The organism is Sinomonas sp. RB5, assembly GCF_054063535.1.
The window spans coordinates 218,467-233,240 of sequence record NZ_JBSSGJ010000003.1 but is presented as its reverse complement, the minus strand read 5'-3'; the positions used below and the strand labels follow the sequence as shown (position 1 = coordinate 233,240).

Sequence of the window (14,774 nt, the reverse complement as noted above, 5' to 3'; positions counted from 1 at the left end):
TTCCTAGAAGAGGTCGCCGAAGCCGAGGGCGACGAGGTTGTCGTGGGAGGTGGTGAGGGCCTCGAAGACGGTCCGGCCGTAGAGCAGGTCCTGCTCGACGAGGAGGTAGCGCGCGCCGGCGTCGATCGCGGCGGGCACGATCGCGGCGAAGTCGAGGTTTCCCTCGCCGACCTCGGCGAACTGGACCACGTCCTTGAAATAGCCCTGGAAGGAGGCGGAGTCGCCGGACTCGTAGGCGGCGATGCCCTCCTCGGGCAGCGCGCCGATGCGGTAGTCCTTGAGGTGGACCATGGCGGTGCGGCCGGCGTACTTCGCGAGGGTCCGGACGGGGTCGAGGCCGCCGCGCTGGACCCAGTGGACGTCCACTTCGAGGCCCATGCTGGGCGCCTCTTCGGCGAGGATGTCCATCACGTAGCGGCCGCCCATCTTCGCGAAGTCGACGTGGTGGTTGTGGTAGTAGAGGGTGATCCCGTGGTCGGCGAGGGCCGGCGCGGCCTTCTCGACGCGGCGGGCGTAGTCGACCACGCGGTCCTCGCTGCGCAGCTCGGACATGGGAAGCATGCCGATGCGGAGCATGTCGGTTCCGAGCCGCGCGCAGTGGGAGGCTGCGCGCTCGACGTCCACGGCGAGCGCGTAGGGCGTGGCGCCCGGCTCGCCGTCGAGCTGTGCGGACAGGGCGGCGAACTCGATGCCCAGCTCGCCCCGGGAACGCTCGAGCTCGCGGACATTCGCCTCGTCCATGGGGATCTGGGAGACCTCGACGGCGCGGTAGCCGATCTCCGCGACCTTGCGGAGCGTCTCGAACGGGCCAATATCCGCGAAGCTCTCCTTGAGCATCATTGCCTGCACGCCGATCGTGGCCATGGGTCTCCTCAATCGTTCTTCGCGGCCGGCATCTGCGTGGCGGCCGTCACAGAGTGCTTTCACTCTAGGCAGGGCCCACGGGGGATGGTAAACGTTTGCCAGAAGTTGCCGAATTTAGACCCAGGCGCTCGGCGCATACGAGCGCGCATAGACGTCCTTGATGAGCCGCAGGGATTCGGAGGCCTCCCGCGCGCCGATCCAGAACCGCTCCCCCGTCGCCGCGCAGCGGTAGAAATCTGCGATGAGCAGCTGATGGGAAGCACCCCAGTAGCTCCGCTCCCCCGGGAGCACACCGGCCTCCTCGACCGTCTCGACGCGCCCGTCGCCATGCCGGACGGTGAGGGCGCCGCGCAGGCTCAGCTCCGCGGACTCCGTCTGGATGTCCAGGGTCACGGGGGCGTTGAGGCCGTTGGCGTTGGTCGCGAAGAAGACGCTGCGCGCACCCCCGGCATGCTCCAGGACCAGGTCCGCGGTGTCCTCGACCTCGATCACGTCCCCCAGGACCCGGGCCGCGGCGCGCCCGTCCACGACCTTCGCGGGCCCGACGAGCCACTGGAGGAGGTCGAGCGTGTGGATCGCCTGGTTCATGAGCAGGCCGCCGCCGCTGCCCGCCCACGTGCCGCGCCACGGCCGGGCCGCGTAGTACTCGGCCGGCCGATGCCACATCACCGTGGCCTGGGCCCCCAGCACGGCACCGAGCGCCCCGCCCGCCAGGAGGTCGCGCATCGCGGCGACGGGCGCGTTGTAGCGGTTCTGGAAGCACACGCCGAGCTGGGTCCGCCCGGCGAGCCACGCGGCGTCGGCCGCCCCGACGAGGCGCTCCGCGTCCGCGGACGTGTGCGCGAGCGGCTTCTCCGTCAGGACGTGCACGCCCGCGGCGAGCGCCTCGAGCGCTGCCGGGGCGTGCTCGCTGTGCGGGGTGCAGACGTGGACGACGTCGGTGCCTCCTTCGGCGAGCAGTTCGCCGACGCTGGCGTAGCCGGGGACGCCGTGGGCAGCGGCCGCGGCGCCGCGCCGCGCGGGGTCAGGGTCGACGACGCCGACGAGCCGCGCCGCGCCCTGCGCCGCGAGCGCCCCGATCGCGGCAAAGTGCTGGGCCGAGATGTCGCCGCAGCCGACCACAGCGGCGCGGAGCACGGGCGTTTCCTGAGGCTGCATCCCTCCACGCTAGTGAGCCGCCCTCAGCGTCGCAATCGGTTGCCATCCTGTGCCGTCACCGGCGGCGCCGGGCGGCCTAGCGGTGCGTCTCGCCGTCGCCCAGATCGAGGAGGGCGAGCTCGTCGCGGCGCGGCAGCCCTTCCCAGTCCCCCAGGTGCCCCACGGCGAAGGCTCCCAGGAGGCAGCCCCGACGCAGCCGTCCTGCCACGTCGTCGCCGTCGAGCCTCGCCGAGAGGTACCCGGCAGTGAATGCGTCCCCGGCGCCGACCGTGTCCACGGCCCTGACCGGGAAGGCGGGGGCGTGGAGCAGGCCGTGGGGCGTGAAGGCCTGGGCGCCGTCCGCGCCGAGCTTGGCCACGACCTCGCCCACGCCCGTGCCGAGGAGCTCCTCGGCGGCGGCCTCGAGCGTGGCACCCTCCGGGGCGGCGAGCGCGAGCTCGGCCGGGGAGCCGATGACCACCTCGGCGCCCTCGATGAGCCAGGGCAGGACCTCTGCCGCCTCCTCGGGACTCCACAGCTTGGAGCGGAAGTTGATGTCCACGGAGAACGGGACCGCGCGCCGTCGGCAGAGCTCCGCCGCGTGGAGCACGGCGGCGCGGGCCACGTCGGAGAGAGCGGGGGTGATGCCGGTGAGGTGCAGCCACCCGAGATCCCGGTCGAGGATGCGGTCCACATCATGCGGCGAGAGCCGGGCACCTGCGGAGCCCCGCCGGTTGTAGAAGACCCGCGAGACCTCCGGGGTGCGCGCCTCGAGGAACATGATGCCCGTCGGCCTGGAGTCGCGGCGCACGCGGGAGGCGTCGACGCGCTCGGCGGCGAGGCTGCGCAGGATGAACTCGCCCAGCTCGTCGTCGCCCAGCACGCCGCCCCACGAGGACTCGTGGCCCAGCCGGGCGAGGGCCACGGCGACGTTCAGCTCCGCCCCTGCGGCGTGCATCGTCAGCTGGCCGCCGATCGCAAGCGGTCCGCCCGACCGCAGCGAGACGAGGGCCTCCCCCAGCGTGACGGCGGCACCGCCGCCCTGTCCCCTCACGCCGCGCCCTCGAGTTCCCGTGCGGCCGAGACGAACGCCCGGGCGCGCTCGGCCAGCGCCTCGGCGCTGCCGCCCCGCGCGCCGTCCCCCACGAGCGGGCCGCCGGCGCCGATTCCCAGGGCGCCCGCTGCGACGTACTGCGGGAGCTGCTCGAGTCCCACGCCGCCGACGGCGAGGAAGGGGATCTGCGGGAACGGCTCGGTGAGGGCCTTGAGATAGGCGGGGCCGACCGCCGAGGCGGGGAAGAGCTTGACGGCGGCGGCGCCCTGCCGCCAGGCCTCATAGGCCTCCGTCGGGGTGAACGCGCCGGCGAGGACGGGGACGCCCCGGCCGGCGGCGTACGGGACCGATTCGCTCACGGACGGGGTCACGACGAACGTCGCGCCCGCCGCGATGACCGCGTCGACGTCCTCGAGGGTCATGACGGTCCCCGCGCCGAGGTAGGCGCCCTCGGGGACCTCCGCGGCCACGGACGCGATCGCGTCCGGCGTGCCCGGCGTGGTGAGGGCGATCTCCACGAGGCGGATGCCCTCGCGGAAGAGCACGCGCGCGGCGTCGGCGGCATGCTCGGGCGAGTCCCCGCGGATGACGGCGACCACGCGGCTCGCGCGGACCACCTCGAGGAGGGTGGGGTTGTCGAGAGTGCTCATGGCTGCCTTTCCGTCGCTGCCCTTTATCACCACTCCGCGAACGATCCGTCGGAGTGCCGCCACACCGGCCCGCGCCAGGCGTGGCCCCGGAGATCGGCATCGCGGACCGCCGCCTCGTCGACCTCGATGCCGAGGCCGGGGGCGGTGAGCCGCTCGATGCAGCCGTCCACGAACGCGAGCGGCCGGGTGTCCACCACATAGTCCAGCACCTCGGCGCCCTGGTTGTAGTGGATGCCGATGCTCTGCTCCTGGATCAGGTAGTTGGGGGTCGAGAACCCGACCTGCAGGCAGGCCGCGAGCGCGATCGGGCCGAGCGGGCAGTGCGGGGCGAGCTGGACGTCGAACGTCTCGGCGAGTGCGGCGATCTTGCGCACCTCGGTGATGCCGCCGGCGTGGCTCAGGTCCGGCTGGGCGACCGCGATGCCGGCCTGGAGCACCGGGAGGAACTCCTGGCGCGAGTAGAGCCGCTCGCCGGTGGCGATCGGGATCGCGGTGGACTCCACCATGCGCCCGATCAGGTGGGAGTTCTCCGGCACCACGGGTTCCTCGAGGAAGAATGGGTGCAGGTCCGCCAGGAGCGAGGCGGTCCGGCGCGCCGTGGCGAGTGTGAACCGGCCGTGGAAGTCGACCGCCACATCGCGGTCGGGGCCGAGGACCTCGCGGGCGGCGGCGACGCGACGCACGACGCCGTCGAGCTCGGCGACGCTGCCGTTCGCCGACATGCGCCCCGACGCGTTCATCTTCACGGCCGTGAGTCCCGCCTCGACCTGGGCGGCGATCGCCTCGGCCACCTCGTTCGGCTCGTCCCCGCCGACCCATCCGTAGACGCGGATCCGGTCCCTGACCGGGCCGCCGAGCAGCTGGTGGACCGGCGCCCCGAAGTGCTTGCCGGCCACGTCCCACAGGGCCTGGTCGAGGCCCGCCACGGCGCTCGCGAGGATCGGGCCTCCACGGTAGAAGGAGCCCTTGGTGAGGACCTGCCAGTGGTCCTCGATCCGCAGCGGGTCCCGCCCGATGAGGAGTTCGGACAGCTGGTCCACGGCCGTGCGGACCGTTTCCGACCGGCCCTCGCAGGTCGCCTCGCCCCAGCCCACGATCCCGGTGTCGGTCTCGAGGCGGACGAAGAGCCAGCGCGGCGACACGAGGAAGGTCTCAATGCGGGCAATCTCCATGGCCAGTACGCTATCCCCATGCGCGAACTCCAGGCGAAGATCATCGAGGAGATGGGCGTCAAGCCCGAGGTCGACCCCGCGGAGGAGGTCGAGGCGCGCGTCGCCTTCCTCAAAGACTACCTGCGGGCCACCGGCTCCCGGGGCTTCGTCCTCGGGATCAGCGGCGGCCTGGACTCGTCGCTCGCGGGACGGTTGGCCCAGCTCGCGGTCGAGTCGCTCGCGGAGGAGGGGGTCGAGGCGGACTTCGTCGCCGTCCGCCTGCCGCACGGCGTCCAGCATGACGAGGACGACGCCCAGGCCGCCCTCGGCTTCATCCGGCCGAAGTCGACCCTGACATTCAACATCAAGGAGGCCGTCGACGGCTTCGAGGCGGAGTACGAGCGGTCCTCCGGCGGCGAGCTGAGCGACTTCGTCCGCGGCAACACCAAGGCCCGTGCCCGCATGACGGCCCAGTACATGATCGCCGGCGAGCGGAACCTCCTGGTGATCGGCACGGACCACGGCGCCGAGTCGGTGACCGGCTTCTTCACCAAGTACGGAGACGGAGGGGCGGACATCCTTCCGCTGTTCGGGCTCGACAAGCGCCAGAACCGTGCGCTCCTTCAGCACCTCGGCGCGCCGGAGCAGGTGTGGCAGAAGATTCCCACGGCCGACCTCCTCGATCTCCAGCCGGGGCGCACGGACGAGCACGAGCTCGGCATCACCTACAACGACATCGATGACTACCTCGAGGGTCGGGACGTCTCGGACGAGGTCGCCGAATCCATCGAGCGCCGGTACCTCATCACCCGCCACAAGCGCGCCACCCCCGTGACACTGTTCGACTCCTGGTGGCACGAAGGGGCCGCGAGCTGGTCCAAGTAGCGCCCTCCGCCCTGCGAGCCGGCAGCGAGTCGGCACCCCACGGTGCCGACTCGCTGTGCGGTTGATAGCGTGGGCGGCGTGAAGCTTGCTACCTGGAACGTCAACTCCCTCCGTGCCCGCGCCGACCGCGTCGAGAACTGGCTCCTGCGCAGCGACGTCGACGTGCTCGCGATCCAGGAGACCAAGTGCAAGGACGAGAACTTCCCGTGGGAGCTCTTCGAGCGCAACGGCTACGAGGTCGCGCACTTCGGGGTGAGCCAGTGGAACGGCGTCGCGATCGCCTCCCGCGTGGGGCTGACCGACGTCGAGCGGACCTTCCCTGACCAGCCCTCGTTCGGGAAGAACGGCGAGAACGCGGCCCAGGAGGCGCGGGCCATCGCGGCCACGTGCGCCGGGGTGCGGATCTGGAGCCTCTACATCCCCAACGGTCGCGCCCTCGACGATGAGCACATGCCCTACAAGCTCCAGTGGCTGAAGGTGCTCCAGGGCCACGCCGCCGAGTGGCTCGCGCAGGATCCCGAGGCGCAGATCGCCCTCGTCGGGGACTGGAACATCGCTCCGAAGGACGAGGACGTGTGGGACATCGACCTGTTCCGCACGCAGGGGCTCACGCATGTCAGCGAGCCCGAGCGGGACGCCTTCCGGGCGTTCGAGGCCTCGGGGTACACCGACGTGGTGCGGCCGTTCACCCCTGGGCCCGGCGTGTACACGTACTGGGACTACACCCAGCTGCGCTTCCCCCGGAAGGAGGGCATGCGGATCGACTTCGTCCTCGGCTCGCCGGCCCTCGCCTCGCGCGTCACGGGCGCCATGATCGACCGCGAGGAGCGCAAGGGGAAGGGCGCTTCCGACCACGCGCCCGTCGTCGTGGACCTGGCGGACCCCTCGTGACCGCGGCATGCGCGCCCGCACGCGCCAAGAGCGGAACGGGATGAGCGCGCGGCGCGTCCGCGCGGGGCGCCCTCTCGCCTCCCAGCTGCGCGTGTACGAACCCCTCTCCGCCTTCACTGCCGAGGAGCAGGAGAGGATCAGACGCGGGCTCTCGGAGCAGGGGCGGAACGAGCTCGACCGGGCCGAGGCCGAGGACGCGCTGCGCCGCATCGCCCGCCAGTCGGGCGACCCTTTCCCGGACGGCCGCGCAGAGTTCACCCGGAGCATCACGGCGGATGGGAAGACGGTCTACTGCCCGTCCCAGCTCGTCCTGCGCTCCGGGCTCGCCGCCGAGTCGGTGCTGACGACGGCGCCCGCTCCCCTCGCGTCCGTCCTGCTTCCCGAGACGGCGCGCGCCCGGCACCAGGAGCGGGTGGACCGGCTTGCCGAAGAGCCCGGGACACCCCGGATCAATACGCGAGAGTCGCTCTGGGGCATCCCGTTCAGCTGGTTCGTGCTGTTCCATGAAGGGGACCCGACCGACGTCGTCGAGGAGGACGACCATGTGGCGACCGTGCGGATCACCGCCACGTGGGCCAAGGCGATCAGCCGGGCGCGCTTCGCGGTCGCCAATCTCGCCCTCGCCGCGCCCGAGATGAATCTGCTGGACGAACTCACGACCCTCACCGAGTGGCTCGAGGAGTTCAGCCCCGATTCGATGGTCGAGCTCGACTACGGGAGCGTGGCAGACAGGGTCTTCCCCGATGATTCTCCGACGGATGTCCTCCTCGGCATCGAGTGCCTGGCCGAAGGGGACATGACGGGCGCCGCTGCCGCCTACCGGCGCCTCGCCTCCCGGTGGATCCCGATCCGCCAGCTGGCCCGCGCTTCCTGAGGCCAACTGGAAGACCGGTGGGCGCCCGTCAGCTGCCGCTGGCGTCGCTCACGTTCTGGCGGGCCTCCTGGACGCGGCCCTGCATGGAGTCGCCCTGGGTCTGCGCCTCCTCCTTCACGTTCTGCGCGCCGTCGGCAGCGGTGCCCTTCACCGAGGCCACGGCTTCTTGGGCCGGCGCCTTGAGGTGGTCGGCCACCTCGCGCGCGGCGCCCGTGACCTGCTCAGTGAGCGGCTGTGCCTTGTCCTTGAGGGTGTCGGCGAGCTCCTGCTCCTTCTCGCTGGCCGGGATGAGCGAGGAGACGAGCAGGCCGGCGCCGAAGGCGATGAGCCCTGCGGCGAGGGGGTTCCCGCGCGTCTTGCGGACCACGCCCTCCTGCGCGTGCCCCACGGTGTCGCCCGCCCCGTGGACCGTGTCCCTGGTCGAGGCCCTTGCGTCCTCGGCGGTTCCCATGACCCTGTCCTTCATGTCCGTCATCGCCCCTTTGATCTTCTCGGTCTGGCGGTGCGCTATGTGGGACGGGGTGACCTTGTCGGCCACGGCGTCCACGTCATAGCCCAGCCGCGCGCGCGTCTGCTCGATGTTCTGCCTGACTTCTTCGGGGTTCTGGCTCATCGTGGCTCCTCACTCGGCTTGAGCGACTCAGGAATCTTCTTGACGGTTTCCGCGGTGCGCGGCAGGCCCTTGGCAGCCTGCAGCTCCTTCTTGGCCCGGACCGCCAGGATGGCGGCCACGATGCCCCAGAGCACGGCGACGATCACGGCCGACCAGCCGAGACCGACGAGGTAGTACCCCAGGGCCCACCACAGGGCGAGGGAGAGGAAGAGCAGCACGAAGTGGCCGGCGATTCCGGCACCGCCGTACATCCCTGCACCCTTGCCCGCGCGGGTCGCGGTCTCCCGCGCCTCGGCCTTCGCCAGCTCGAGCTCCTGGCGCACGAGGGTCGAGAGGTCACCCGCGACGTCCTTGACGAGATCGCCCAGCGAATTCGTCGCGGCCTTCTCCTCGGCGGGCGGTGTGGCGCCGGCTCCCGGGGCGTAGCCCGGTCCCCCGGCCACCGGGGAGGTTTCGTACCCGGGACTGTGGCTCACGGCAGCTCACCCCGCTGCGGGTCGCGCGGCTCCATGAGGCCGGAGGCGTGCCGACCCGTGTACTCGTCGACCTCTTCGGGCCCGGCGGCATAGTCGGGGTTGCCCACCGCACCCGCTGCCTGCTCGGCGTAGCCGGTCTCCTCGGGGTATCCCTCGCCGGCGCCCGCAAGGCCCTGTCCGTAGCCTGCTCCTGCTCCATAGCCCGTCTCCTCGGGGTACGCGCCAACAGGCGGGTACACCGATCCGGCACCGGCACCGGCACCGGCGCCCGCTCCGGCGGCGTAGCTGCCGTCGGTCGGGAAGCCTTCACCTGTCGGGTACGCCGCAGTGGGCGCAGCCGGCTGGGACGGCGCCTGCGTGGGCTGGGCCGGAACCTGGGCGGACCGCGACGGTGCCTGGGCCCCGCCGTCGGACGCGTTCGCCGCGAGCGAGCGCGAAAGGCGCCCCGCCAGCAGGCCTGCCCCCGCCGCGATGGCGAGGAAGGCACCGGGCTTGCGCCGTGCGTAGCCCTTGACCTCCTCCAGGAGGGAGCCCGGGTCCCTCGCGTCGAGCCAGTCCGCGAAGGATCCTGCGCGGGTTGCCGCCTGGCGCACGAGGTCGGTCCCGACCCCGGATCCTTCGCTGTTGGAGGCCATGGAGTGCAGCTCGCGGTGGATGGAGCGCAGCCCCTCGGCAGCCCTCGACTGCTGGCTGGCCGCCTGCTCCATGAGTTCCTGGCGCCCCTGGTGGTAGAGGTCCTTCGCCTGGTACTTCGCTTCGTGGGCAACGTTCGTGGCCTCCTGCTTGGCCACGCCTCCCACGGCTCCAGAGGAGGAGGCCGCGTCGCCCGCAACCCCCTGGGCCTCGCCCTTCACCGCGTCCGTGGTGGATGGTGACTGCTCCGGTCCTCCGGGATATCCAGACAGAGATTCGCTCATGGTCTTTTCCTTTCGCGATCTTCACTAGGTCGAGTACCTGACGCATGGTCGAATACCCGATCCCCGGAAATTCACACGAAAGGCGCGGACGACGGCGGCGCGGTCGACTCCCGGACGATGAGCCGCTGCTCGGCCACTTCGCTGTGGACCGCGCCCGTCTCGCCACCGAGCTCGGCGAGCAGCATCTGGGTCCCGCGGCGGGCCTGGGCCCGAGGATCCTGCCACACCGTGGTGAGGCCGGCCGAAGCCCCCATCTCGTGGCCGTCGATCCCCACCACCGAGAGGTCCTCGGGCACGCGCAGGCCCAGGCGCCGCGCTTCGAAGAGCACGCCAAGGGCCATCTCGTCGGACGCACAGACGATTGCCGTGGGCCGGGGCTCGGGCAGCGCCACGAAACGGTGCAGGGCCTCGACGCCGCTCGCGACCGTGAAGTTGCCGTAGAAGGAGGCGTCGGGGTGGAGCTCGAGCCCCGCCGCGTGGACGGCGTCGTTGAACCCTTCGACGCGGATCTGCGGCACGGAGAAGTTCAGGTCCGAGTCGTCCTGCCCGTGCAGGAGTGCGATGTGCCGGTGGCCGAGGTTGATGAGGTGCTCAGTGATGGAACGCGCCGCGCGGTAGTCGTCGATCCCCACGTTCGAGCACCCGGGCACCGGGCCGCCGACCACCACGAGGGGCATGTCGATCGCATGCAGGTCCTCGATCTCCTCGGGGCGGAGGAACATGCACAGGAGCAGGAGCGCGTCGATCTGCTTGTGCACCATGGCCTTGCTGAAGAGCCGCTCGCGCGGGGAGGAACGTCCCCCGAGATTGAACAGGGAGAGGTTGTACCCGCGTCCGTGCAGTTCCTGGTCGACGCCGGCGATCGCCTTCCCGAAGAACCACCGGTCCACGTAGGGGGCCAGCACCCCGATGGTGCGCGTCTTGCCGCTCGCGAGCCGTGACGCGGCCGAGGACGGCACGTAGCCCAGTTCCTTGGCTGTCGCGAGAATCCTGGCACGGGTGTCCGGCGAGACCCGCGGCAGACCTCGGATGGCGCGCGAGACCGTCGCCGTCGACACCCCCGCGGCGGCAGCGACGTCGTCGATCCCTACCATGTTCCCTCCCCGGGGAAGGCCGCCGCGGCGGCCCAGTATCAGCCCTTGAACTCGTCCTTCTCGCCGCGGAGCACCCTGCGCCGCAGCTTCCACAGGCCCGCGATCGCGAGCAGGACGGCGAGCAGGCCGAGCGCCCAGCCGAGCGCGGGCTGGCCGGTGACCTCGAGCCACACGGTCACGACGAGGAGGATCAGGCCCCAGAAGGCCAGGAAGCCGATGAAGATCTCAAACTGCTCGATCACGGCCTTCCTGTGCGGGGTGGAGCGGCGGTACGCCGCCCCACCCATGGACATCGGATCATGGTGATCGATCACTTGACCGCACCGGCGGTGAGCCCCGCCACAATCTTGCGCTGGAACACGAGCACCAGGATCACCAGCGGGATCGTGACGATGGTGCCGGCCGCCATGACGGCGGTGTACGGTTCTACGTGCGGCTGCGAGCCGGCGAACGAGGCGATCGCCACTGTCACCGTCTTGGTCGCGTCGGAGGACAGCTGGCTGGCGATGAGGAACTCGTTCCATGCCCCGATGAAGGCGAGGATCGCCGTCGTGAACGTCGCGGGCGCGGCGAGCGGCAGGATCACCTTCCGGAACGCCTCGCCCTGGGTGCACCCGTCGATGCGCGCGGCCTCCTCGAGTTCCCACGGCATCTCGCGGAAGAACGAGGTCAGTGTGTACACCGTGAGCGGGAGTGTGAACGAGATGTCCGGGATGATGAGAGCCTGGTAGGTGCCCATCCAGCCGATGTTGGTGAAGAGCTGGAACAGCGGCGTCACGAGCGCGACGCCTGGGAACATCGACGCCCCCAGGATGAAGCCCATCACGGCGAACTTGAACCGGAAGTTGAGCCGGGCCAGCGCATAGGCGGCGAAGACGCCGACCACAAGGGCCACGACCGTCGTGACGCCCGCGACGATGAAGCTGTTGAGCAGGTTCTGGGCGAAGTGGTTCCCCAGGCTCGTGTCGAACACGGTCTTGAAGTTGTCGAAGGTGACGTGGGTGAAGAAGAACGTCGGATCGAACGTGTACCCCACGTCGCGGAACGCCGTGACGACCATCCAGTAGAACGGGGCGAGGCACCAGAGGAGGATGATCGCGGCCGAAATGTAGGTCCGGACCGAACGCCAGACGAAACGCTTGCGCGGCGCTGGGGCTGCTGCGGTCCGGGGAAGGGTTGCGGTGGCTGCCATGTCACTTCTTTCCCGCGGAGGTGGCCGCGCCCACGGCGTTCGCGCCGAGGAAGCGGACAAAGATGAAGGCCACGATGAAGATCACGAGGAACGTGATGGTCGAGAGCGCGGCGGCGCTGTTGAACCCCTGTCTGATCTGGTCGACGACGAGGATCGAGAGGGTGGTGGTGTTGTTGCCGCCCTGGGTCATGATGTAGGGCAGGTCGAACATCCGGAGCGCATCGAGCATGCGGAAGAGGATGGCGACCATGAGGGCCGGCTTGACGAGCGGAAGCGTGATCTGGGTGAAGCGCTGCCACGTCGACGCGCCGTCGACCTTTGCCGCCTCGTACACCTCGTCCGGGATGAGCTGCAGGCCGGCGAGGATCAGCAGTGCCATGAACGGCGTGGTCTTCCAGACGTCGGAGATGATGATCGCCCACTTCGCGGGCCACTCGGACCCCGTCCAGAGGATGTGGGTGCCGAAGAGGCTGTTGGCGATGCCGTCGACCGCGAAGATGAAGAACCAGAGCTTGGCGGTCACGGCCGTGGGGATGGCCCACGGGACGAGGACGGCCGCGCGGACCGCGCTGCGCCCGCGGAACGTCCGCGCCATGATGATCGCCATCCAGAAGCCGAGGACGGTCTCGAGCGCCACGGTGACGATTGCGAAGAAGAAGGTGGTCCCGAACGCGTTCCAGAACTGGGACCCGAGGGTGCCCGGGGGGCACGACTGGCCGTTGCACTGCTGCGCGAGCCAGTGGGTGTAGTTGTCGAACCCGGCCGCCCCGCCTTGGACGAAGAAGCCGTTGACCAGCCCGGCGTCCTTCTGGAAGGACATGATGATCGCGTTGACCACCGGGTAGACGATGACGACCGCGAGCAGGATGATCGTCGGCAGGAGCAGGATCGAGGCCGAGCGGCCCTGGGTGATCTGCCTGCGGTCGGCGCTCTCCTTGCCCGGGGTGTGGTGCGGCTCGCGCGTTGCCGCCTCGCTGGCGGCCCGGGGCGGGACCTGAGTGGACATGGTGTGACTCCTCTGTGAGGACTGTGCCGGCTCTGGGAAGGGGGCGGGCGGTCCGGCGCCGCAGGGCGCCGGACCACCCGCCCCGCAGCGGCTACTGGCTCGCCGCGGTGATGGCGGACTGCATGTCGGTCAGGGCCTGGTCAACCGACTTGGACCCCTTCAGTGCCGCGTAGGCGTTGTCCTGGATGGCCTTCGTGACGCCCGGGTAGTACGGCGTGACGGGGCGCGGCACGGCGTTCTGGATCGAGGTCAGGAGGGTCGGCAGGTACGGCAGCTTCGCCGTCAGCTGCGGGTCCGTGTAGAGGGACGAGAGCACCGGCGCCAGGGATCCCTGGGTCGCGTAGAACTTCTGCGTGTCCGAGCTCGCGATGAACTTAAGGAAGTCCAGCGCCGTCGCCTTGTGCTGCGAGTAGACGCTGATCGCCGCGTTGTGGCCGCCCAGCGAGGACGCGCCGGGGCCGTTCTGGCCAGGCAGCGGGGCGATGCCGAACTTGTCCTTGACCATCGAGGAGCCGTCGGTCTTGGCCAGGTTGTAGACGTACGGCCAGTTGCGCAGGAACATCAGCTTGCCGTTCTCGAACGCCGTGCGGCCCTGCTCCTCCTGGTACGTGATGGCGTCCTGGGGGATGTTGCCGTTCTTGTAGGCGTCGACGAGCTTGCTGAGCCCCGTCTTGGCCTCGGGCGAGTTGACCACGGCCTTCCCGGAGTCGTCCACGATCTTGCCGCCGAACGAGTTGATCGCCTCGGCCGTGTTGACCGTGAGGCCCTCATACTGGGCGAACTGGCCGGCGTAGCAGCCGATGTTGTTCTGCTTCGCGATGGAGCACATGCTCATCATCTCGTCCCACGTCTTCGGCGGGTTCGGCACGAGGTCCTTGCGGTAGTACAGCAGGCCACCGTCGGACGACTGCGGCGTCGCGTAGAGGGTGCCGTTGTAGGTGGCGGTCTTCACCGTCGCCGGGAGCATTCCCGTGGTGTCGATGGCCATCTTGTCCTTGAGGGGCTGGAGCCAGCCCTTCGCAGCGAACTCGGCCGTCCAGACCACGTCGACATCGACGACGTCGTAGTTCTGGTCCTTGGCCTGGAAGTGCTGCACGAGGTCGTCGTGCTGCTGGTCGGCCTGGTCGGACTGCTCCTTGAAGGTGACCTTCTGGTCCGGGTGGGCCGCGTTCCACTTGTCGATGAGCGGACGGACGACGTTCGAGTTGTCCTTGCCCTGGACGTAGGTGATCGGGCCGCGCCCGTCGAGGTTGTTGGCTGCATCCCCGCCGCCGGTGCTTCCCCCGCCCCCGCTGGATCCGCCGCTGCAGGCCGAGAGGGCCAGCACCAGTACGCTTGCCGCGGCCAGAGGAGAGGCATATCTGGAGAAGGTTCGGATTCTCATGCTCGACTCCTGTGTCGGTCGAGGCAGCGCTCACGCTCCGCCGCCCCAGTGATTTGTGGTGGACCTCACACTAGGGGCGATGCAAGGATTTGTGCAAGCGCTTACGCAGATCGTTTCCTCCCCGTGACCTGCCGCACCAGCGGGACGCAAGGGGCTGGTGGGACGCGCAGCGGGGGCGCCCCCTGGCTGAACCAGAGAGCGCCCCCGCACGGCCCGGGGGCCGGCTGGCCTACTCGGCCTTGTCTCCCGTGAAGATGCCGGCGATCTTCGAGCCGAAATCCTTGACGCTCCCGCTGACGCCCTCGGCCAGGTCCTTGGCGTGCTGGCCGACATCGCCGGAGAAGAACTCCTTCACGTTCTCCGTCGCGTCCGTCGCGAACTCCTTGCCCTTCTCGACCGCGTCCGTCGCGAACTCCTTGCCCTTCTCGACCGCGTCCGTCGCGAACTCCTTGCCCTTCTCGACCGCGGCCTCGATGCCGTCCTTCGCTCCCTCGGTTCCGTTCCCGCTCATCTGCTTCCTCCTGTCGAGGCCGTGCCGGCCAGTTCGGCGTGGGCGAGGATGCGCCCCCGCGCCTCACGCTAGGCG

At 70.1% G+C, this 14,774-nt stretch carries 17 protein-coding genes; 3 read left to right on the top strand and 14 right to left on the bottom strand.

Going from position 1 to position 14,774, the window contains the following annotated elements:
* Positions 1-3: 3 nt before the first annotated feature.
* The 5 genes from ACVWWH_RS06025 to dgoD all read right to left on the bottom strand — a co-directional run bounded on the left by ACVWWH_RS06025 (position 4) and on the right by dgoD (position 4,877).
* Positions 4-864: a sugar phosphate isomerase/epimerase family protein gene (locus ACVWWH_RS06025; RefSeq protein ID WP_457315971.1), complete on the bottom strand. Its 861-nt coding sequence runs from the start codon at positions 862-864 to the stop codon at positions 4-6.
* A 114-nt stretch (positions 865-978) separates the two neighbouring features.
* Entirely contained in the window at positions 979-2,022 is a 1,044-nt protein-coding gene (locus ACVWWH_RS06020) for a Gfo/Idh/MocA family protein (protein ID WP_457315970.1), read from the bottom strand.
* Positions 2,023-2,098: 76 nt separating this feature from the next.
* Positions 2,099-3,055: a sugar kinase gene (locus ACVWWH_RS06015; RefSeq protein WP_457315969.1), complete on the bottom strand. Its 957-nt coding sequence runs from the start codon at positions 3,053-3,055 to the stop codon at positions 2,099-2,101.
* The gene (locus ACVWWH_RS06010) at positions 3,052-3,705 is read right to left on the bottom strand and encodes a bifunctional 4-hydroxy-2-oxoglutarate aldolase/2-dehydro-3-deoxy-phosphogluconate aldolase (protein ID WP_457315968.1); all 654 of its coding nucleotides are present in this window, start codon (positions 3,703-3,705) and stop codon (positions 3,052-3,054) included. The genes ACVWWH_RS06015 and ACVWWH_RS06010 overlap by 4 nt, the downstream gene beginning before the upstream one ends.
* 26 nt (positions 3,706-3,731) lie before the next feature.
* Positions 3,732-4,877 (bottom strand): galactonate dehydratase, encoded by a 1,146-nt coding sequence (gene dgoD / locus ACVWWH_RS06005; protein WP_457315967.1) that lies wholly within the window; start codon positions 4,875-4,877, stop codon positions 3,732-3,734.
* Between the two features lie 18 nt (positions 4,878-4,895).
* Between dgoD and nadE the strand changes: the two genes are divergently transcribed.
* The 3 genes from nadE to ACVWWH_RS05990 all read left to right on the top strand — a co-directional run bounded on the left by nadE (position 4,896) and on the right by ACVWWH_RS05990 (position 7,506).
* Entirely contained in the window at positions 4,896-5,741 is an 846-nt protein-coding gene (gene nadE, locus ACVWWH_RS06000; protein ID WP_457315966.1) for an ammonia-dependent NAD(+) synthetase, read from the top strand.
* 78 nt (positions 5,742-5,819) lie between these two features.
* The gene (locus ACVWWH_RS05995) at positions 5,820-6,632 is read left to right on the top strand and encodes an exodeoxyribonuclease III (RefSeq protein WP_457315965.1); all 813 of its coding nucleotides are present in this window, start codon (positions 5,820-5,822) and stop codon (positions 6,630-6,632) included.
* 40 nt (positions 6,633-6,672) lie between these two features.
* Positions 6,673-7,506, top strand: coding sequence for a hypothetical protein (locus tag ACVWWH_RS05990; RefSeq protein WP_066494723.1), 834 nt, complete (start codon positions 6,673-6,675; stop codon positions 7,504-7,506).
* 28 nt (positions 7,507-7,534) lie between these two features.
* On the opposite strand, the gene ACVWWH_RS05985 is transcribed toward ACVWWH_RS05990, so the two are convergent.
* From ACVWWH_RS05985 to ACVWWH_RS05945, 9 genes are all read right to left on the bottom strand, one after another.
* The gene (locus ACVWWH_RS05985; protein WP_457315964.1) at positions 7,535-8,119 is read right to left on the bottom strand and encodes a DUF3618 domain-containing protein; all 585 of its coding nucleotides are present in this window, start codon (positions 8,117-8,119) and stop codon (positions 7,535-7,537) included.
* A complete protein-coding gene (locus ACVWWH_RS05980) occupies positions 8,116-8,562 on the bottom strand; it encodes a phage holin family protein (RefSeq protein ID WP_066501839.1) in 447 nt (148 codons plus the stop codon). The genes ACVWWH_RS05985 and ACVWWH_RS05980 overlap by 4 nt, the downstream gene beginning before the upstream one ends.
* A gap of 29 nt (positions 8,563-8,591) precedes the next feature.
* Positions 8,592-9,512 (bottom strand): hypothetical protein, encoded by a 921-nt coding sequence (locus tag ACVWWH_RS05975; RefSeq protein ID WP_457315963.1) that lies wholly within the window; start codon positions 9,510-9,512, stop codon positions 8,592-8,594.
* A 71-nt stretch (positions 9,513-9,583) separates the two neighbouring features.
* Complete coding sequence (locus ACVWWH_RS05970) at positions 9,584-10,606, bottom strand: LacI family DNA-binding transcriptional regulator (RefSeq protein WP_066494714.1); 1,023 nt, start codon at positions 10,604-10,606, stop codon at positions 9,584-9,586.
* Positions 10,607-10,644: 38 nt separating this feature from the next.
* Positions 10,645-10,899, bottom strand: coding sequence for a hypothetical protein (locus tag ACVWWH_RS05965; protein ID WP_066494713.1), 255 nt, complete (start codon positions 10,897-10,899; stop codon positions 10,645-10,647).
* Between the two features lie 17 nt (positions 10,900-10,916).
* Positions 10,917-11,798 carry a carbohydrate ABC transporter permease gene (locus ACVWWH_RS05960; RefSeq protein WP_066494711.1) on the bottom strand — a complete coding sequence of 294 codons (882 nt, stop codon included), beginning with the start codon at positions 11,796-11,798 and terminating at the stop codon, positions 10,917-10,919.
* 1 nt (position 11,799) lies between these two features.
* Positions 11,800-12,804 (bottom strand): carbohydrate ABC transporter permease, encoded by a 1,005-nt coding sequence (locus ACVWWH_RS05955; protein ID WP_066494709.1) that lies wholly within the window; start codon positions 12,802-12,804, stop codon positions 11,800-11,802.
* A gap of 91 nt (positions 12,805-12,895) precedes the next feature.
* A complete protein-coding gene (locus ACVWWH_RS05950) occupies positions 12,896-14,188 on the bottom strand; it encodes an ABC transporter substrate-binding protein (RefSeq protein WP_371326643.1) in 1,293 nt (430 codons plus the stop codon).
* Between the two features lie 229 nt (positions 14,189-14,417).
* Positions 14,418-14,699, bottom strand: a complete 282-nt coding sequence (locus ACVWWH_RS05945; protein ID WP_457315962.1) for a hypothetical protein — start codon at positions 14,697-14,699, stop codon at positions 14,418-14,420.
* Positions 14,700-14,774 lie beyond the last annotated feature (75 nt).